Source organism: Acinetobacter kookii (genome assembly GCF_900096895.1).
In the GTDB taxonomy this organism is placed as follows: domain Bacteria; phylum Pseudomonadota; class Gammaproteobacteria; order Pseudomonadales; family Moraxellaceae; genus Acinetobacter; species Acinetobacter kookii.
In genome coordinates this window covers 30,826-49,978 of sequence record NZ_FMYO01000010.1, presented here as the reverse complement: position 1 = coordinate 49,978, position 19,153 = coordinate 30,826, and the positions used below count along the sequence as shown (strand labels likewise).

19 protein-coding genes are annotated in these 19,153 nt (G+C 43.6%); 11 read left to right on the top strand and 8 right to left on the bottom strand.

Going from position 1 to position 19,153, the window contains the following annotated elements:
• Positions 1–64: 64 nt before the first annotated feature.
• Entirely contained in the window at positions 65–892 is an 828-nt protein-coding gene (locus BLP85_RS12475; protein WP_092820399.1) for an alpha/beta fold hydrolase, read from the top strand.
• A 55-nt stretch (positions 893–947) separates the two neighbouring features.
• Here the strand turns inward: BLP85_RS12475 and BLP85_RS12470 are convergent, their stop codons facing one another.
• The 3 genes from BLP85_RS12470 to BLP85_RS12460 all read right to left on the bottom strand — a co-directional run bounded on the left by BLP85_RS12470 (position 948) and on the right by BLP85_RS12460 (position 4,880).
• Positions 948–2,408 carry an amino acid permease gene (locus BLP85_RS12470; RefSeq protein ID WP_092820398.1) on the bottom strand — a complete coding sequence of 487 codons (1,461 nt, stop codon included), beginning with the start codon at positions 2,406–2,408 and terminating at the stop codon, positions 948–950.
• A gap of 9 nt (positions 2,409–2,417) precedes the next feature.
• Positions 2,418–3,443 (bottom strand): class I SAM-dependent methyltransferase, encoded by a 1,026-nt coding sequence (locus tag BLP85_RS12465; protein ID WP_092820397.1) that lies wholly within the window; start codon positions 3,441–3,443, stop codon positions 2,418–2,420.
• A 66-nt stretch (positions 3,444–3,509) separates the two neighbouring features.
• Complete coding sequence (locus tag BLP85_RS12460; protein WP_092820396.1) at positions 3,510–4,880, bottom strand: uracil-xanthine permease family protein; 1,371 nt, start codon at positions 4,878–4,880, stop codon at positions 3,510–3,512.
• Positions 4,881–5,054: 174 nt separating this feature from the next.
• Between BLP85_RS12460 and typA the strand changes: the two genes are divergently transcribed.
• The 4 genes from typA to BLP85_RS12440 all read left to right on the top strand — a co-directional run bounded on the left by typA (position 5,055) and on the right by BLP85_RS12440 (position 8,373).
• Positions 5,055–6,887, top strand: coding sequence for a translational GTPase TypA (gene typA, locus BLP85_RS12455; RefSeq protein WP_092820395.1), 1,833 nt, complete (start codon positions 5,055–5,057; stop codon positions 6,885–6,887).
• 208 nt (positions 6,888–7,095) lie between these two features.
• Positions 7,096–7,533: a large conductance mechanosensitive channel protein MscL gene (gene mscL, locus BLP85_RS12450; RefSeq protein WP_092820394.1), complete on the top strand. Its 438-nt coding sequence runs from the start codon at positions 7,096–7,098 to the stop codon at positions 7,531–7,533.
• 140 nt (positions 7,534–7,673) lie between these two features.
• Positions 7,674–7,985, top strand: a complete 312-nt coding sequence (locus tag BLP85_RS12445) for an HAD family hydrolase (RefSeq protein ID WP_092820393.1) — start codon at positions 7,674–7,676, stop codon at positions 7,983–7,985.
• Positions 7,986–8,067: 82 nt separating this feature from the next.
• Positions 8,068–8,373, top strand: coding sequence for an HAD family hydrolase (locus BLP85_RS12440; RefSeq protein ID WP_092820392.1), 306 nt, complete (start codon positions 8,068–8,070; stop codon positions 8,371–8,373).
• Here BLP85_RS12440 and BLP85_RS12435 read toward each other — a convergent pair.
• Positions 8,354–8,635: a peptidylprolyl isomerase gene (locus tag BLP85_RS12435; RefSeq protein ID WP_092820391.1), complete on the bottom strand. Its 282-nt coding sequence runs from the start codon at positions 8,633–8,635 to the stop codon at positions 8,354–8,356. The two genes, BLP85_RS12440 and BLP85_RS12435, sit on opposite strands and share 20 nt — an antisense overlap.
• Positions 8,632–9,492 carry a bifunctional DNA-formamidopyrimidine glycosylase/DNA-(apurinic or apyrimidinic site) lyase gene (gene mutM, locus BLP85_RS12430; RefSeq protein WP_092820390.1) on the bottom strand — a complete coding sequence of 287 codons (861 nt, stop codon included), beginning with the start codon at positions 9,490–9,492 and terminating at the stop codon, positions 8,632–8,634. Before mutM ends, BLP85_RS12435 begins: the two co-directional genes overlap by 4 nt.
• Positions 9,493–9,732: 240 nt before the next feature.
• Between mutM and BLP85_RS15135 the strand changes: the two genes are divergently transcribed.
• The 5 genes from BLP85_RS15135 to BLP85_RS12415 all read left to right on the top strand — a co-directional run bounded on the left by BLP85_RS15135 (position 9,733) and on the right by BLP85_RS12415 (position 14,322).
• The gene (locus tag BLP85_RS15135) at positions 9,733–9,867 is read left to right on the top strand and encodes a hypothetical protein (RefSeq protein ID WP_265733821.1); all 135 of its coding nucleotides are present in this window, start codon (positions 9,733–9,735) and stop codon (positions 9,865–9,867) included.
• A 35-nt stretch (positions 9,868–9,902) separates the two neighbouring features.
• The gene (locus BLP85_RS15090; RefSeq protein ID WP_228143302.1) at positions 9,903–10,019 is read left to right on the top strand and encodes a carbohydrate porin; all 117 of its coding nucleotides are present in this window, start codon (positions 9,903–9,905) and stop codon (positions 10,017–10,019) included.
• Positions 10,020–10,065: 46 nt separating this feature from the next.
• Positions 10,066–12,171, top strand: coding sequence for a TonB-dependent receptor (locus BLP85_RS12425; RefSeq protein WP_092820389.1), 2,106 nt, complete (start codon positions 10,066–10,068; stop codon positions 12,169–12,171).
• A gap of 15 nt (positions 12,172–12,186) precedes the next feature.
• Complete coding sequence (locus tag BLP85_RS12420; protein WP_092820388.1) at positions 12,187–13,296, top strand: NADH:flavin oxidoreductase/NADH oxidase; 1,110 nt, start codon at positions 12,187–12,189, stop codon at positions 13,294–13,296.
• Between the two features lie 99 nt (positions 13,297–13,395).
• Positions 13,396–14,322: an AEC family transporter gene (locus BLP85_RS12415; RefSeq protein WP_092820387.1), complete on the top strand. Its 927-nt coding sequence runs from the start codon at positions 13,396–13,398 to the stop codon at positions 14,320–14,322.
• An 84-nt stretch (positions 14,323–14,406) separates the two neighbouring features.
• Here BLP85_RS12415 and BLP85_RS12410 read toward each other — a convergent pair whose 3' ends face one another.
• Positions 14,407–15,213 carry a tetratricopeptide repeat protein gene (locus tag BLP85_RS12410; protein WP_092820386.1) on the bottom strand — a complete coding sequence of 269 codons (807 nt, stop codon included), beginning with the start codon at positions 15,211–15,213 and terminating at the stop codon, positions 14,407–14,409.
• Positions 15,214–15,576: 363 nt separating this feature from the next.
• Between BLP85_RS12410 and BLP85_RS12405 the strand changes: the two genes are divergently transcribed.
• Positions 15,577–15,822, top strand: a complete 246-nt coding sequence (locus BLP85_RS12405) for a hypothetical protein (RefSeq protein ID WP_092820385.1) — start codon at positions 15,577–15,579, stop codon at positions 15,820–15,822.
• Between the two features lie 55 nt (positions 15,823–15,877).
• On the opposite strand, the gene ygfZ is transcribed toward BLP85_RS12405, so the two are convergent.
• Both ygfZ and BLP85_RS12395 read right to left on the bottom strand, forming a co-directional pair.
• Entirely contained in the window at positions 15,878–16,603 is a 726-nt protein-coding gene (gene ygfZ, locus BLP85_RS12400; protein WP_092820384.1) for a CAF17-like 4Fe-4S cluster assembly/insertion protein YgfZ, read from the bottom strand.
• 122 nt (positions 16,604–16,725) lie between these two features.
• On the bottom strand, positions 16,726–18,870 hold the full coding sequence (locus BLP85_RS12395) for a multicopper oxidase family protein (RefSeq protein ID WP_092820383.1): 2,145 nt from the start codon (positions 18,868–18,870) through the stop codon (positions 16,726–16,728).
• Positions 18,871–19,153 lie beyond the last annotated feature (283 nt).

Below are 19,153 nucleotides of genomic sequence, written 5' to 3'. Positions count from 1 at the left end.
CACAGTTTTATTTTGATCTTGTTCTAATAAACACCCATATAGACAATAAAAAGAGGGTGACAAAATGACGCAGATGTTAACGACAACAGATGGAACCTCGATTTATTATAAGGATTGGGGAGAGGGACCGGTTGTGGTCTTTTCTCATGGATGGCCTTTATCCAGTGATGCTTTTGAAGACCAGATGTTATTTCTTGCAGAACATGGCTATCGGGTGATTGCATTCGACCGACGGGGTCATGGACGCTCGAGTCAGCCTTGGGCTGGGCATAATATTGATCAGTATGCACAAGATATGCATCAACTGATTGAGCATCTTGGGTTAACCGAGTTCGCTTTAGTCGGACATTCTACCGGTGGGGCCGTCGTGACCCGTTATACGGCAAAATATGGTCAGCATAAAGTCACTAAACTTGCGCTTATTGCGGCGGTAACACCTCTCATGATTAAACGGGATGATCATCCAGACGGTGTAGATTCAGACGTGTTTGATGAGATGCGCGCCAATTTACTGGCCAACAGGGCGGATTTTTACCTGGATTTTGCTAAATTATTTTATGGCTATGACAAGCTGTTACATAAAACCTCAGAAGGGGTAATACAGAGTTTCTGGCGTATTGCCATGCAGGGTTCAATCAAGGCGCATTACGATTGTATCCACGCATTTTCAGAAACCGACTTACGTGAAGATCTAACCCGGATTACTGTACCGACCTTGGTGCTTTATGGAACAGCAGATGACATTGTTCCGCCAGAAATTTGCAGTCGGCAAACCGTCAAACTTTTAAAGCATGGCGTAGAAGAGCAAATTAAGGGAGCACCGCACGGGTTGTGTACCACCCATAAAAATGAAGTCAGTTTTGCCTTGAAGGAATTTCTGGCACATCATTGATATAAGTTAAATAAAAAAACAGCCTAAAGGCTGTTTTTTTATTTATATATTGCATTTAGTCCTGATCAGGATTCATGGGTTTAACATCCATATCTTGATAAGAAACCAACTTGGTTTTGTTTTTCCATTTATAGCCCAGCCAGATTGCCAGAAATAATGGAATACTGATATAGGTAGATAACACACCGAGCCAATCACCCGTAATAAAGGCCTGATAGTTCTGTCCAAGTACGACAATCGTACAAAGAATAAAGGCAAACCACGGGGCAAATGGGAAAAATTTGGCTTTATACGCTAAATCTTCCAGTTTATAACCCTGTGCCACATAACCTTTACGGAAACGGTAGTGTGAAATGGCAATACCCAGCCATACAATGAATCCGCACATGCCTGACATATTCAGCAACCAGCTAAACACCTGTTGTTCCCCAATGAAAGTCGTGAGGAAGCAAAGAGCGGCAATTGCAGTGGTGGCATACAGTGCATTCATGGGTACACCGCGTGCATCCAGTTTGCCAAAGATTTTTGGTGCACTGCCTTTGCGAGCCATGTCAAACAGCATACGGGTCGATGAATACATGCCTGAGTTACCTGCAGACAAAATTGCAGTTAAGATTACGGCATTCATTAAACCTGCGGCAAAAGCAAAACCGACTTTTTCATACAATAAGGTAAAAGGTGAAAGGGCAATATTTTCACTTGCAGCCGCTTGTAACAGACGTGGATCATCATAGGCTACCAAAGTACCAATGATGAAAATACACACCACATAGAACAATAAAATACGCCAGAAAATTTGCTTGATGGCCACCGGAATGGTCTTTTTAGGGTCTTTCGATTCACCCGCAGCAACCCCCACCATTTCTGTACCCTGGAAGGAGAATCCGGCAATCATGGCGACACCAATCATGGCCTGCAAACCACCAACAAAAGGTGCATCACCTTTGGTCCAGTTGGCAAAGGTCACCATATTTGGCGTCAGCATGATTTTTGCAATCATGGCAATACCAATAATGATAAAGACAATAATGGCAATTACTTTGACCAAGGAGAATAAAAACTCACTTTCACCAAAGCCTTTTACGGAGAGAGAATTAATGGCAAAAATAACGCTAAGAAAAATGGCACTCCAGTAGAATCCGGGAATATCAGGAAACCAGAATTTCATAATAAACTGGACTGCCACCAGTTCAAAAGCAACCGTAATGGCCCAGTTGTACCAATAGTTCCAGCCCAGAGCAAAGCCAAAACCGCCTTCTACATATTTTGTACCGTAGGTAAAGAAGGCACCTGAAGTCGGGTTATGTGTTGCAAGCTCGCCCAGACTGGTCATCAGGAAATAAATCATGATCCCAATCAGGCAGTAAGCCAATAAAGCACCGCCTGGACCTGCATTGGCAATGGTTGCACCAGAAGCCAGGAATAAGCCTGTGCCGATAGAACCACCAATGGCGATCATATTCAAATGACGTGCACCCAGCTTACGCTGTAAATGTGCAGATTGAGTTTCGCTCATCGTTGTTCCTTAAGATTTCTTTTCAGTGCTAGCGAACAGCACTTTAAAGCCTTGTTGATCGGCTTTGGTTGTACATTTGCCAAAGCTTTGTTCAATGAGTAATGGATAATTTAAAAAGCGGTTTGCCACAATCCAGAGTTCACCACCCGATTTCAAATGACGGCGTGAAGTCTTGCACAGGCTTTCGCTGGCATCATAATTGGTCTGAATGCCTTGATGGAAAGGCGGATTGCTGACGATGGCATGCAAGAAAAGCGGCGCATCTTCAATACCGGTCACAGCGGTAATTTCCAGCTGTTCGGGAGAAAGGCCATTTTTTTCAAACGTCATGCGGGTTGAGGCCAAAGCAAAAGCATCGACATCCAGCGCAAAAATACGGTTTTTCGGATTCAGTTTTGCCAGATAGGCACTGATCACACCGGCACCACAGCCAAAGTCGGCAATTTTACCTGAAGTAACCTGTGATAAAAACGGTAAAAATACCGCTGTACCGACATCTAAACGATTTTGGCTGAATACGCCGGGCAGGGCACAAATAGTGAGATCACCTTTCGGTGTTGCTACCGTATATGCTTGAGCCCAGTCTGCCAAAGCCTTTTCTTGAGCCGTCGATTCAACCTTGACCTGCCAGAGCTGGCAATGACGTGCACTGTCCAGTTTAATGGCTTTACCATAAGGCTGGAGCTGTTTGGCTGCGCGTTCAACGCCGCCTTTTTTCTCACCCACCAGGAAAATGGAAGCACCTAAACCTAGACGGCTGACGACATTATGCAGCACATAATTTAGGAGTTCTTTGGACTTCGGTACAAAGATAATGGCCTGGTCAAAACTGCCTTCAGGAAGCTCTACGCCAAAATGGACATTGGCCTGTTGCGACTGAAAATATTGAAATTCATTATAATTCCAGGTCCAGAAACAAGGGCTGATGTCTTTTCCTAGATTGGAAAGTAACTCATCCGTAGGTGCATTGACCAAAAGCACACGTCCAGAAAGATATTCATGCTGCCGAATGACAACTTCACTTCTTGGATCCATTTTTTTATCTCGCCATTGAAAAACTCTGCCCAGACAATGCTGGGCAGAGTTGATGCTGAAATGAAATTATTGCTTCGATTCAGGAAGAATAATATTTAAAAGCAATGCTGCAATACCGCCAGTCGCTACGCCAGAACTGAAGATGTTACGGAATAATTCAGGAAGATGTTCCAAAATTTGTGGGACTTGTGCAACACCCAAACCGAGTCCCAGTGAAATCGCAATAATTAACAGGGCACGACGGTCAAGATGAATCCCTGACAGGATATTAATACCAGACGCCGCTACCGCACCAAACATCACCATCACAGCACCGCCGAGTACGGCTTGAGGGACTGCTTGAATCACGCCGGCAACCGCAGGCAACAAGCCTAAAATCACCAGTAATGCTGCAATCCAGATACCCACATAACGGCTTGCAACCCCGGTAAGCTGAATGACGCCATTATTCTGTGCAAACACCGAACTCGGGAAAGTATTGAATAAGCCGGCAAGCAGAGAGTTGGCACCATTCACCAGTACCCCCCCTTTAATACGTTGCATCCATACCGGGCCATCGACTGGCTGGTTGGAAATCTTTGAAGTGGCGGTAATGTCACCAATGGCTTCCAGTGATGTCACCAGATAAATAAATGCCATTGGAATAAACAAGCTCCAGGAGAAGCTTAAGCCAAAATGCATCGGGGTTGGAATTTGAATCATCGGCGCATCTTTCAGGCCTGAAAAATCAAGATGTCCCATGAAACCGGCAAGAGCATAACCAATAATCAGGGCAATCAGAATGGCTGAGCTTTTGATCCAGGTAATACGGATACGGTTCAGGACAATAATAATTGCCAGTACCGTACAGGACATGATCAGATTGTCGGCATTGGCAAAGGTTTTGTCACCCATGGCCTGATAACCGCCACCCATACTGATTAAACCTTCTTTAATTAAGGTCAAGCCAATCAGCAGCACGACAATACCTGTAACCAGGGGCGTGATCAGCCGTTTTACCCAAGGTAAAATACGTGAAACACCCATTTCAATGAATGAGCCGGCAATTACTACACCAAAAATAGAAGCCATCACTGCTTCAACAGGGGTGCCTGCCGCGACCATCGCTGAACCAATGCCGATAATCGGGCCAATAAAGTTAAAACTGGTGCCCTGTACAATTAAAAGACCTGCGCCAAAAGGACCAACTTTTTTACATTGTAAGAAAGTTGCAATCCCCGAGATCACCAAGGACATGGAAAGAATCATGTTGGTGTCTTCTTTGGATACGCCTAAAGCAAGACAGATCAAAAGACCTGGGGTGACAATCGGGACAATAATCGCAAGTAAATGTTGCAGGGCAGCGAGAAAAGCAATAAGTGGTTTGGGGCGATCGTTTAATCCGTAGACCAAATCAAGACGATCTTGTTGTTTGGGAGAGTTTTCTAAATCAGACATGTAAAAAAAGGTACAGCAGTAATTTGGCGTTATTCTAATCGAGTTACAGTACTTTACAAACCGAAAAAGGGATGAATAGTCAAAAAAACTTGTAACTGTCAATAAACTGTCACTATAAAAAGCTAAGTTTTTTCTGTATAATTTGCCCTCAAATTTAAAGCGTATCGAATTTACATGTCAGATATTAAAACTCTCCGTAATATTGCCATCATCGCGCACGTCGACCATGGTAAAACGACTTTAGTCGACAAACTTTTACAACAATCAGGTGCTTTGGGTGAACGCGCGGGTGAGATCGAGCGTGTTATGGATTCAGGCGCTATTGAAAGTGAACGTGGTATTACCATTCTTGCAAAAAACACTGCAATCAAATGGTTAGATAAACGTACAGATACAGAATACCGTATCAACATCGTGGACACCCCGGGACACGCCGACTTCGGTGGTGAAGTTGAACGTGTAATGTCTATGGTTGACTGTGTACTTCTTCTTGTCGATTCTCAAGAAGGTCCAATGCCACAAACCCGTTTCGTAACGCAAAAAGCGTTCGCACGTGGCTTGAAACCAATCGTGATCATCAACAAAGTCGACAAGCCAAACGCGCGTCCTGACTGGGTAATTGACCAGGTATTTGACCTGTTCGACAACCTGGGTGGTACTGACGAACAGTTAGACTTCCCAGTGGTTTATGCTTCTGGTCTTCGTGGTGTGGCGGGTCCGTCTCCAGAAGAACTTGCTGAAGACATGACACCATTGTTCCAAACAATCGTAGACATCGTTGAACCACCAGCAGTTGACGTTGATGGTCCATTCCAGATGCAAATTTCGTCTTTGGACTATAACAGCTTCGTTGGTGTAATCGGTGTTGGTCGTATCCAACGCGGTTCAGTAAAATTAAACACACCTGTAACTGTTATTGATAAAGAAGGTAAGACACGTAACGGTCGTATCTTAAAAATCATGGGTTACCACGGTCTTGAGCGTATTGACGTTGAATCTGCTTCTGCTGGTGACATCGTATGTGTCACAGGTATGGAAGAGCTTCATATCTCTGATACGATCTGTGATCCTAAGAACGTTGAAGCATTGCCACCGCTTTCTGTTGACGAACCAACAGTTTCGATGACATTCCAGGTCAACAACTCACCGTTTGCCGGTAAAGAAGGTAAGTTCGTAACTTCACGTAACATCCGTGAACGTCTTGACCGCGAATTGATCCACAACGTGGCACTTCGTGTTGAAGATACTGACAGTCCTGACCGTTTCAAAGTGTCTGGTCGTGGTGAACTTCACCTTTCAGTTCTGATTGAAAACATGCGTCGTGAAGGTTTCGAGATGGGTGTATCTCGTCCGCAAGTGATCTTGAAAGAAATCGACGGTCAAATGCAAGAACCGTACGAAAACGTAACTTTTGACGTTGAAGAACAGCACCAAGGCGCTGTGATGGAACAAATGGGTCACCGTAAAGGCGAGATGACCAATATGGAAGTTGACGGTAAAGGCCGTATCCGTATTGAAGCAACTGTTCCTTCACGTGGTTTAATTGGTTTCCGTTCTGAATTCTTGACCATGACTTCTGGTACAGGGATCATGACATCAAGCTTCTCGCACTACGGTCCTATGAAACAAGGTACTGTTGCGAAACGTCAAAACGGTGTATTGATCTCTATGGTTCAAGGTACTTGCCTGGGTTATGCATTGTTCAGCTTGCAAGACCGTGGCCGCCTATTCGCTAAACCTCAGTTAGAAGTTTACGAAGGTATGATCGTGGGTATTAACTCCCGTTCAGACGACATGGTTGTGAACCCGACTAAAGCGAAACAGTTAACCAACGTACGTGCGTCAGGTACTGATGATGCTTTAACACTGGTTCCAGCAATTGAATACACACTTGAACAAGCACTTGAATTCATTGAAGACGACGAGCTGGTTGAAGTTACACCGAAATCAATCCGTATCCGTAAGCGTTGGTTGACTGAAAACGAACGTAAACGTAACCGCTCTTAATGATTTAATTGAATCAGATTTAGAATGTAAAAAATGCTATCACGTCAGTGGTAGCATTTTTTTGTTTATAATTAGAAAATCAATATGTCCAAGATGTTAAATTCCAAGTAAATTATAAGGAATTATGAACTGTTATTCGTGCTTAAAAGGGTAGGACAGTTTTTAAAATACTTTAAAAGAATAGCATCAAGAAAAGCTGGAGAAAGTTATGAGTATTATCCAAGAATTTAAAGAATTTGCCATTAAAGGCAATATGATGGATTTAGCGATTGGTGTCATCATTGGTGGTGCGTTTGGTAAAATCATTGATTCTTTGGTTAAAGACATTATTATGCCTTTAATCACGGTTATTACGGGCGGTGGTGTCGATTTCACCCAGAAATTCTTTGTGCTCGGCAGTAACCCGAATAATTTGCAATCTTTAGCTGAATTGCAAAAAGCGGGTGTGAATGTCTTAACCTATGGTAATTTTTTAACTATCTTCATAAACTTCCTGATTCTTGCCTGGGTGGTTTTCTTGCTGGTTAAACTTATGAACCGTTTGCGTAAACAGGAAGGCCCGGTAGAGGAAACACCGACTACCCCGGCCGACATTGAATTGCTGCGTGAAATTCGTGATGAGTTGAAAAAACGCCCGCAACTTTAATGGCTGAAAAAGAAAAAAACGGCACTCTCTGTGCCGTTTTTTATTTTTACTCATAACTGTTGGCTTGGATTTTAAATTTAGATTTTAAATCTAGTGTCTACCCTTTGTGATGTTCGACCTTCTGTTTTATGGACCAACCCATGCTGAAATTGGTGATTTTTGATCTTGATCATACCTTGTTGGACTGGGATCGGACACAGCGCTTTGCCAGACAGCAGTTGAATGAAAAGATTGTTCAGCACCTGTCTGTAGATGTCTTTTGGCAGGCCTATGAGGTATTGCATGACACTTTGTGGGACGCCTATATGCAGCAGGATTTAACGGTAAGCGAATATCGTCTATATCGTTATCTCAAGCCCTTACAGCAATGTGGTATTGATGATGTGGATTTGGGCGACAACATTAAACCAAAGCTTCATGCAGCATGCTTTACAACATCATCATTTTTGTGAGGGTGCAGAAGAGGCATTAAACCTATGCCAGGCTTTAGGCTTGCAGATGGCAGTACTGACCAATGGACCTGCATAAGGTCAATTGCAAAAAATCCGTCATCTTCATTTAGAGCGTTGGTGTACACATTATTTTATAAGTGATGAGCAGGGTGTTGCCAAACCCCATCCCCAGGCATTTTTAAACGTTTGTCAGGCTTTTAAGCTTCATCCACAGCAATGCTTAATGGATGGAGATGACAATGAAGTGGATATACAAGCAGCACAACAGTTAGGGTTGCACACCTACTGGATCAGTCCTGCCCAGCAGCAAGATACAGAAATTCAGCCCCATACATGGACTGAATTCTTAAGTGATTTAAAACAGATGTTTAGTCCATGCGAAACTTAACTTCAACCAGGTGAAAACCAAACTGACTTTTGACAGGGCCGTGTAAAACACGTTCAGCTGCAGTAAAGACCAGTTTATCAATGACTGGTACCAGTTGTCCTTTCTTGACTTCACCTAGCTCACCTCCTTTTTTGCCCGAAGGGCAGGTGGAATATTGCTTCGCAATTTTTGCAAAGTCAGCACCGGATTGAATACGCTTTTTGAGTTGTTCACAGGTATCTTTATCTTTGACAAGGATGTGACGAACAATCGCAGTTTTCATGAAGTTTTCCCTCGCGACTTGGCAACACGTTGAGGTGTCACTTTGGCTTTTTTTAAAGGTTGGCACTCAGGACAGAACACAGAGGCACGTTGTCCAAGTTTTATATTTTCAAGCGTGGTTTCGCAGTTCACACACATTTCACCGGCACGACCATAAGCAAGCAGGGTTTGCTGAAAATAACCATTTTCACCCATGGCATTGGTATAGTCACGCAAGGTAGAACCCCCTAAATCTATGGCTTGCTGCAAAATACGTTTAATTTCAATCACAAGTTTTTCAATCTGTGCAAAGCTTAAATTTTTTGCAGGTTGTGCCGGGTGAATGCCTAAATTAAACAAACTTTCTGTCGCGTAGATATTGCCCACACCAACCACAACATGGTTATCCATAATTGCAACTTTAGTGCCAACCTGTTTGTTTTTGAGTTTCTCAGCCAGGTAGTTTGCATTGAAATCATCGCTCAAAGGTTCAGGACCTAAAGTGTCAATCAGTTTGCTTTGAGTCGCAGCATTTAACCATAAAATACAGCCAAAACGGCGAGGATCATGATAACGCAGTTCAATATCTTCAAATTGAATGATCAGATGATCGTGTTTACGCAGTTCATCTGTTGTTGCACACAATCTGAAGCTGCCCGACATGCCCAAATGCCAAAGCATGCTGTCCTGTTCAAATTCAGCCAGAATATATTTGGAACGGCGGGTCAGCTGAACTAATTTTTGTCCCACCAATTTCTGTATATTTTCAGGAATAGGCCAACGTAAGCTCGGTTGACGGACTTCTACCTTTAAGACGGTTTGCTCCAACAGTGGCAAAAGACTGGTTTTGGTGGTTTCAACTTCAGGTAATTCGGGCATGGCAGATCAGAGACAGGAGAATATGGCTAATATTGGGCGATTTCAGCTTGATTGCAAGTAAAAATGCGAAAGGAAAACCAGAAAAATGGCCGATTATTTTATTTTGATGCACCTTAAAAATGTCGACATCAGAGATTTATTTCATCAGCCAAAAATGTTCAGGATAAGATTTTTTGTTTCCCGTACCCGAGGTCCTGAACCGGTTTGAAACACTGCACTGTAGGCGACACACATGGACAAATGGCGAGGCACGCTGTGAATGAAGGTGCCGGTTTCACAATGGCTTGCGGTTTAAAATATAGCGGCTGGTTTCGTTTCCATCCCAATGCCATTTCAGGTGTGGCCATTAACCGTGTACATGTCAACGACGTGTAACAAGCCCTGTATTTAATGCCAGTGCGGAATATAATGTGGAATTGAATGACAGTCCTAATCCTACCCAATGGCTGATGATTCGTCCAAACTTGCAAGATGTGATCCATCCAGGATTAACCTACAATGTGAATAATGTATTCGTGTTAGGCTGAGGATCAAGAATCGCGTTCTAACTGAGAAGAAGGCAGGTACAGGCCCATGCAAAGTAACAATCTGATGATGTCCTTCCACACGAGTTTGCTTTGCTTAACAGCATGCATCTGCCAAAATCTATATGCACAAACAGGTTCTGCGGAACCTGTTTTGCTTCCTATCCTAAAAATAGAAGCGACACGTACGGATACTGAATGGCTGCAAACACCGGCTTCTGTATATCGAATCGAACAAGATAGCAAGGCTAATCATCTGGGGGTCAATCTTTCTGAAACCTTACAAGGTGTGCCAGGGCTACAGTTGAATAACCGTGAAAATTACGCCCAGGATTTACAGATTTCCATGCGTGGCTTTGGTGCACGTTCAACTTTTGGGGTGCGTGGTATCCGTTTATATGTTGACGGTATTCCTGCAAGCATGCCGGATGGGCAGGGCCAGACCTCAAATATCGATTTAATCAGCCTGGATCATATTGAAGTGTTGGGTGGGCCATTTTCTGCACTGTATGGCAATTCTTCTGGCGGCACAATTTTGACCACGACCAAACAGGGCGAAGGCCAAGATTCCATTGAACTGGGTTATTCAGGGGGCAGTCAGCATAAAAGCCGTGCCGATGTGGTGTTGCAAGGTGGTGCAGATCAAGCCGGTGAGCCGAGCTATGTGGTCAGTTCATCCTATTTTGATACCGATGGTTATCGTGAGCATAGCGCGGCCAGAAAAGTACTCAGCAATGCCAAACTGACCTGGAACCTGGATGACGGTTCCAGGCTGAACTGGATTGTGAACCATGTCGATATTAATGCGGATGATCCGCAGGGCTTGAATCGAAACCAGTGGAAAAATAATCCCAAACAGGTCAATGATGCTTCCAACCAATACGATGTGCGTAAAGAAATCAATCAGACCCAGACCGGTCTGACCTGGTCAAAACCAGTCAGCGATCAGCATGAACTGTATGCCATGGCTTATCTGGGACATCGTGAAGTCATACAATACCAGTCGATTCCTCGGGCACCGCAAAATAACCCGCGTCATGCCGGTGGGGTAATTGATTTCAGCCGTGATTATTACGGTACGGACTTGCGCTGGACGGGTAAAGATTTGCTGCCCAATACACGGTTGACCGCGGGACTGGCCTTTGACTATATGGATGAAGACCGTCAGGGATATGAAAACTTTAATGCCAATGGGCAGTTTGGCGTAAAAGGTAATCTACGCCGGGATGAGCAGAATATCCTCTGGAATCTGGATCCTTATTTGCAGGCCTCCTGGGATTTCATGCCAAGCTGGACTTTGGATGCAGGGCTGCGTTATAGCAATGTGCATTACGAGTCCAACGATCACTATATTGTCACAGGCAATGGCGATGACAGCGGCAAGACCGACTATGACAAAGTGCTGCCTTCGGCGGCTTTAAGCTGGAAAATCAAGGATCAGCTGAATGCCTATGCCAGCTATGCCAAAGGTTTTGAAACACCGACCTTTACCGAAATGGCCTATTCCGCAAATGAGGGCATAAACTTTAATTTACGCCCTGCCAGCAGCGATAATTATGAGCTGGGTGTAAAAGCGCAAAATGCATGGGGGGCTTTCACGGCTGCAGTTTTCCAAAGCAAAACCCGAGACGATATTGTCTCTGCGGGGACAATAGATGGCCGTGCGACCTATAAGAATGCGGATAAAACGCGACGTGAAGGGATAGAGCTGTCCTGGAACAAAAATCTATGGCGTGATTTAACTGCCCAAGCCAGCTACAGCTATATTGATGCTACATTTGACGCAGCGATTCCGGACAGTACGGTGCAGAAAGGCAACAAGATTCCCGGCATTGCCAGAAATCAGGCTTTTGCCTCTTTGGGCTGGCAGCCGGAAACCGGCTTTAATGCGGGTATTGATGTCCGTTATATGGACAAAATCTATGTAGATGATGCAAATAGCGATGCCGCATCAGGCTATAGCTTGGTTTCGGCCAATGCAGGATATGTCTGGAAACAGGCCGACTGGAAAGTCCGGACTTTTGCTAGAGTTGATAATATTCTGGATGAGGACTATGTCGGTTCAGTGATTGTCAATGATGGCAATGGGCGCTTCTTTGAACCCGCAGATGGTTTGAACTGGAGTGCGGGATTAAGTGTGAGCAAAGTATTCTAACAGAGGGGGCCAAACGTGGCGTTATTATTTCAACCGATTCAGTTTGGTTCATTAAAACTGAGCAATAAAATTGTGATTGCTCCAATGTGCCAGTATTCGGCAACAGAACAGGGCGAAGTGACTTATTGGCATGAACAGCAATGGGCCAATTATGCCTTGTCTGGTGCAGGTTTATGTATTGTTGAAGCAACAGCAGTGCAAGATGAAGGGCGGATCAGTTATGCCGATTTGGGGCTGTGGAATGATACCCAGCGTGATCAGATTAAGGCATTGCTGACAAAAATAAAGACACTTTCGCCTATGCCTTTTGCAGTACAACTGGCACACGCAGGGCGTAAATCTTCTACCGATAAACCCTGGAATGGAAAAGGCCAATTTAAGCCGGAAGAGACTCATGGCTGGCAAACAGTTTCTGCCAGTGATTTGCCGTTTAATCCGACTGATCACCCGCCACATGCGCTGAGTAAAGATGAAATCCGGCAAGTGATTCAAGACTTTGCTAATGCGGCCAAGCGTGCGGTAGATGCCGGGTTTGACCTGATTGAAGTGCATGCAGCCCATGGCTATTTGCTGCATCAATTTATGTCGCCGTTATCGAATCAGCGTCAGGACGAATATGGCGGCAGTTTCGAGAACCGTATTCGCTTAACGCTGGAAGTTTTTCAGGCCATGAAGAATGCAGTTCCTGAAGGTTATCCTATAGGCGTGCGTATTTCTGCAACGGACTGGATGGAGGGGCAGGACAGTTGGGATATCGAATCTTCAATCGGTCTGTCCAAAGCTTTAGAGCAATTGGGCGCCGTATATATTCATGTGTCGAGTGGTGGCTTGCATGCCCAACAGAAAATTGAGCTACAACCAGGGTATCAGGTGCCCTTTGCTGAAGCCATCAAGAAAACAGTCAATATCCCGGTGATTGCCGTGGGTTTGATTACAGAAGCGATGCAGGCCGAAGGGATTTTGCATTATCAGCAAGCTGACGCAATTGCTCTAGCACGTGCTATGCTATATGACCCGCGCTGGCCATGGCATGCTGCAGCAGAATTGGGTGAAAATATTCAAATTGCACCGCAATATTTGCGTTGTCAGCCGCATGGGTTAAAAGCATTGTTTCGTGCTTTTTAATACTCCATCCCGATATTTCGCTTGAACATTTTAATGCTCGGACTCTGATCCATCAGGGTCTGATCAGGTAATTTTATTTATTGAAAGGACAAATTCCATATGGTCTTTTCGGTCATCGTGCCGATCTTTTTCTTATTGGCCTTCGGTTATCTCTCGGTAAAATGGCAACTTTTAAGCAAGGTACAGCTCAATAGCGTTGGTGCTTTTGCCATTAAAATTGCTTTGCCTGCGTTGTTTTTACAGTCGCTTGCGTCAAAAGATTTGCATGAAATCTGGTATCCCCAATACTTCTTTGTCTATAGCGGCGTGACTTTTATTTTATATGTGACGGCTTTTTTTATTGTTTCACATTATTTTAAAAATAACCGTTCACAGTCTTCGGTTCTGTCGCTGGGTGCGGCAATGTCGAATACCGGACTCATTGGTACTGCGGTATTGTCCTTGTTGCTGGGGCAAAAAGCGATGACCTATACCTCGTTGGTCGTGATCATTGAAAGTGTGCTGCTTATTCCGGCAGTGCTGATTCTGGCTGAACTGGGAAGCTCGCAACAGGCTAATTTTGCCCAGATTCTCCAGAGTACAGTGGTCACTTTATTGAAAAATCCTTTATTTATGGGCGTCATGCTGGGGATGGCCTGTGCCATTTTCCAGATTGAAATTCCTCGGCAGCTGGATCAGGTTTTGGCCATGATCGGACAAACCGCGTCGCCTCTGGCCTTGTTCTCGATTGGTGGGGGAATTGTGGGGCTGACGCTGAAGTACGTGAATGTACAAAGCTTTTATCTGGTGATTTCCAGCAACCTGATTATGCCTTTGCTGATGTTTCTGGGGTTGAGTTATTTCACCGATGTGAGTCAGGAGATGGTCTATGCCGGAACCATTATTGCCGCTTTGCCGATGCCGACCATTTTTGCCATGTTAGGTCAGGCTTATGGTTTAAATGAAAAAACTTTAACGCCTTTATTGATGAGCACCATTTTAGGATTCATTGTGGTGAGTGTGTTAATTACTGTCTGGTGGGCTTAAAATTTTTACGCTCAGCATGGATCACAACAAAAGAATCGGTATAAAAAAACCCCGGATTTCGGGGCTTTTAAAACATCTTGGTGCTTAGCTTTTCTTTGCCTCTTTAGGCGGATTTTTGGCCTGTTCGGCAATCATTTTATCCACCACAGCTAAAGATTCTTTGGCTTGCGGAACATTTTCTTTGGCTAAAGCCTCAAAAATCTTTTTCGCTTCAGGCAGATTTTGCGGAACGATTTTACCGTTTGCAAACATGTTGCCCACAGCCATTAAAGCGGGAATATAGCCTTTTTGTGCCAGATCCTGAATGCTCTGTAAGCCTTGCTTGATCGGGGCTTCGTTTTTGTTTTTAAAACCTTGGCTGATGTCATATAAGGCTTTGGCATGAATGGCCTGATAATTGCCTTTTTTGATCAGCGGCTCTAGTTTTTGCAAAGCCAGTTTATCTGATGCGGGTGTACCTTCAGAAAACAGTAATACGGCTAAATCGACACTGGCATCATCGAAGCCTTGCTTAGACGCTTTTTCTAAATACTGTTTGGCTTTTTTAGTGTCCTGAGGAAGGCCTAAAGTCCCGGTGATGTGGTTTTTACCCAATACATAATTTGCTACCGGATAGCCTTTGTTTGCAGATTCCTGATACAGCTTGACGGCTTTTTTCTCATCTTTGGCAGTTCCCTGTCCGGTTTGGGTCAGGTAGGCCAGATTATAAAGTGCCTGGGCATTTCCTGTTTTGGCTAATTTATCCAGTTCCTGATAAGCACCTTTCATATTGTTGGCTTTGACCAGGGTTTCTATTTTGGCAAAGGCTGGATCAACCGAAGTGGTTGCCATTTCAGCCATTGCGAAATTTGAAGACAAAGCAATAAGGCCGGCAAGTATAATTTTTTTCATATTTTTAAAAACCTTTTATAAACATGCACATAATTCCATTTATGTGTTTAAAATGAATGTGGAACACTTCATACAACATCATAAGTTTATTTATGCGAATGTAAATACATGATGTGTGCATTGCAATAAGATTTCATCGATATTTACATAATCATTACTGGAGGAATTCTGTGCGGACAATCTTAAACCCAGCTTAAGCGATTTGAATGCTTTGTATATCAATTGTCTTGTGTCTAAAAAATTGAAAACTTTCAAGCCCAGGCACAGATAAAAACAGATGAAAATATGCCGTGGCGAAACGGTACTTTGTTTTTAAGCCAATCTTTGTTTAAATCGCGACTGAATTAATGTGTGAGTAGATGAATGTTCATTAAAGCGATTAAACGGGCCTATGATCGGGTCAATCTTGACAGTACGATTGCTGAAGAAGAAAAAATTGACGCATTGCTGATGAAACTGGGTGCTGAATATTTGGTCAGCAAAGAGGACCGGGTCTATATCTTTAAAAAAGGTGAACTTGAAGCAAAATTTGATGCCAAGCATGCGCGCGATTATTCATTTAAAGAATATGTCTGCAAAGATATGAACAAACTGTTTCATGGTTTTTAATCAATCAAAAGCCTCCATTGTTGGAGGCTTTTTTATGAAGTTTAATCTTTAGAATTTATTGTGGACGCGCCACATCGCCATTTAAGGCTTCAGGCAAATCTAACACTTGTAGCCCTAATTCAGCCAATGCTTCCGGTTTAGCCACGACCAGGGCCTTATAACCGCCATCAACAGCAATGCTATTGACCACTTCAACATCATTATTCAGTTGGGTTGCAGCGGCAGGGGCATAACCTGTTCCTTGAACCAAATGCAGCCAGTGTTTCGGTTTTGCCTTGAACCAGAGACGCGCAATAATTTCCTGACCCAAATAGCAGCCCTTGTCGTAATGTACGCCTTCACGCTGATGCAAACGCAGTTCTTGCGGCTGGAATTCTTGAGCGGTGGTTGCTTCAATCCAGGCCTGACCGGCTTCAATCGCTTGAAGCTGCCAAGCGGCGATATCGGTTTCGTTGGCGGAAAAGTCAGTACTAGCGCCATTCAGGGTAGGGTAAACTTGGCTGACTTGTTCCAGTTTCATTTTCGAAAAAGCACCAAACTTTTTAATGTGTTTGGCAAATTCTTCGGCCTGATCGGCAGTGACCACAATTTCAAAACTTTCCGGATTGATTTTTTTCAGCCATAAGCCAAACTGGATACGTCCTTTTAAACTACAGATCGCGGTATAGCGAGTCAGGTTTTCTGCCAAAGCTTCAGTATTTAAAGTAACCTGACCTTGAAGGAATTTTTGCGCATCTACACCATTTAAAGTGAATAGCGTAAAAGCAGTAGACGTTGCCATGACCAGCCTCTGGGTAAATTTCACAAATTGTTAATGCAGATATTTTGCAGCAAGCAAGACAGATAGGCAAACAAAAAGCCCATATTGCTATGGGCTCGCAAGATTAAAGAGGATACTTCAGGTCAGTGATGTACTGGTGGTGGAGTATTACAGTCAAACTTGTCACCACAGATGCGGACAAATTCCATCATGCCCTGATCTTCATGATCCAGAATATGGCAGTGCTGAACAAAATCACCTTCAAACTTTTTATAGTGTGATCTAAGGATGATACGATAGCCGCCCGGTTTCACAAAGATGGTGTCTTTGAATACACCTTTTAAACCACGGTACTGGGCATCAACCACGCCACCTGTTTCATCTTTGACCTCATTATCGGCAACACTGACATCAACACCATCAGGATCTAAAATTTTGACAATTTGGAACGGGTTGATGTGAATATGGAATGGATGGCCGCCTACTATACTTCTGAGTTCCCACTCATCTGTTGCTCCAACTTGTAATTGACGCACATAATGGCCATTAATAGAGCCCGGACCTTCAAACAGATCTCCAAAACTAAGAGAGCTGGTTGGGTTGTTTATATCATGGCTGAAGCCAAATTTAGGGCCTCCAGGGGAGCCAAAACCACTGATAATAAATGAATTAAATTGAGTTGGCCTTGCCGCAACCTCTTGATCGATTTCCGGGGTCATCAGTGAGGCGTGATCTGCAAATGCTGAAAGATTCAGTTGTGAGAGCTGAGCTTGAATCTCTTTGTTTAAACCAATTTTTTTCGCCTGTGCTTGCAGGAACTGGGCTGCTGTTTGGGCTGACTGCTTGCTGGCTTTGACATTGACCCATCCAATCAGTTGTGCGTTTAAAGGGTTATTCGGTGCGAGTTGGGGCTGGATTTGGTCGGGTAATGCTGAATTGATTTGGTCATCCACATTTAACACTGTGTCATAAATACAGTATTTATTGCTGGTCGGGAAGGCGACCATGGCATCTTGACGATAACCCGGATGGAATACCGAAAGTGTTCGGGTTTGTACATGATTCATGGTCAAACCATCTTGGGCAATGGTGTTGACCTGTAAACTTTTCAGGCGATCAAACGCCTCTTTCTGGTTTTTTTCTTGATAAGATGAACAGGCCTGAATGGTTTGTTCGGCAGTATAGTTTTTAGATTCAGGAAGTTCTTTAATCATTAAACCGATGGTGTCTCGAACACCGCCATGAATCATGCGCCAACGATTAAATTCATTCTGCTCTACTTTCATCTCGCCTAAAACTTTGCCATTGATGGAGGTGTGATATTTATCCGCTCCCCACGTGGCCGGAGAATTCAGACCGGAATTAACATAATCTTCCAGTATCCCTATCCCTACACAATTATCGGGATTGGTAAGGGTGCCGTCTGAAGCATTGCATCTGTATTGAATTTGTTGAAATAACAGGACTTTTTCATTCGAATCGCTGTTTTTGGCTTTATCTTTCCACAGAATATCCATATCTCCAGTTTCGGTGATTTTGCCTTGTTTATATTTTGGCACTCTGGAACCTTCAACAATGAGTGGGCCGGCCATACCGCTGGAAACTTGAATCGCTGTTGAGCCGTGCACGTGAGCGTGATACCAAAAGGTTCCAGCAGGATGGTTTTTTTCAATTTTATACTGATAGTCAAATTTTTCTTGTGGGGCAATTCTTACGAAGACATTATCACCGTTGCCTTGAGGAGTGACCCAGAACCCATGCGTATGAATGTTGGTGGTATTAAAGCAATTTGGGTTGTTGATATTCTCTACATGATGAGGACAGGTTTCTTCCGATTCGACTGGAAGCTGGTTATTTACGTTCAGGTTCAGAGTTTCACCTTGTTTGATACGAATTTGTGGTCCCACCAAGAGATCATTAACGTAATGCCCCTCTTGTTTTTTATTCAATAAGCTGGGGTTGGTTAAATAGCCTCGCAAGAGAACGGGATTCCATACTTTCGTATTGGGGTTATAGAGCTTATTGAGTTTATAAGTAACAACAAGTTCGTGTTTGCCCTTGGCATTTTTGGGTAATAAGGGCGGGTTGCTAATCACTGAATCAGATGCTTCGGGATTAGGGTGAGAAGGGTGAGAAGGGTGTGACGGGTTGGATGGCTGGGATGGGTTAGAGTGATGTGGTGGATGGGCTGGATGCGATGGGCTGGATGGATGTTGAGCTCCATACCAACTGGAGATCAAAACTGCCAAACCCGCAGTGATGATTCCAATAATGGCTATTTGCAACATTTTATTTCACCTTCTTTGGTTTTTTTGTAATGAGGTTTTTTTTATTGAACAATAATTAAATTCTTAAGAAAGGTTTGATTATAGGGGAATCTGGATGGCTGAAACAGAATAATTGTAAAAATATCTAATAAATATAAGTATTTATGATCAAAGTTTATGTAATTTTTAATGCTTAAGTTTGATAGATAATAGTTTAGAAAAACTTAATTTTTTAAGTGATGACAGACTGTTTAACATCAACATAAATCGCACAATGGACGCTTGTTTTTTATTCGCTTAGGTA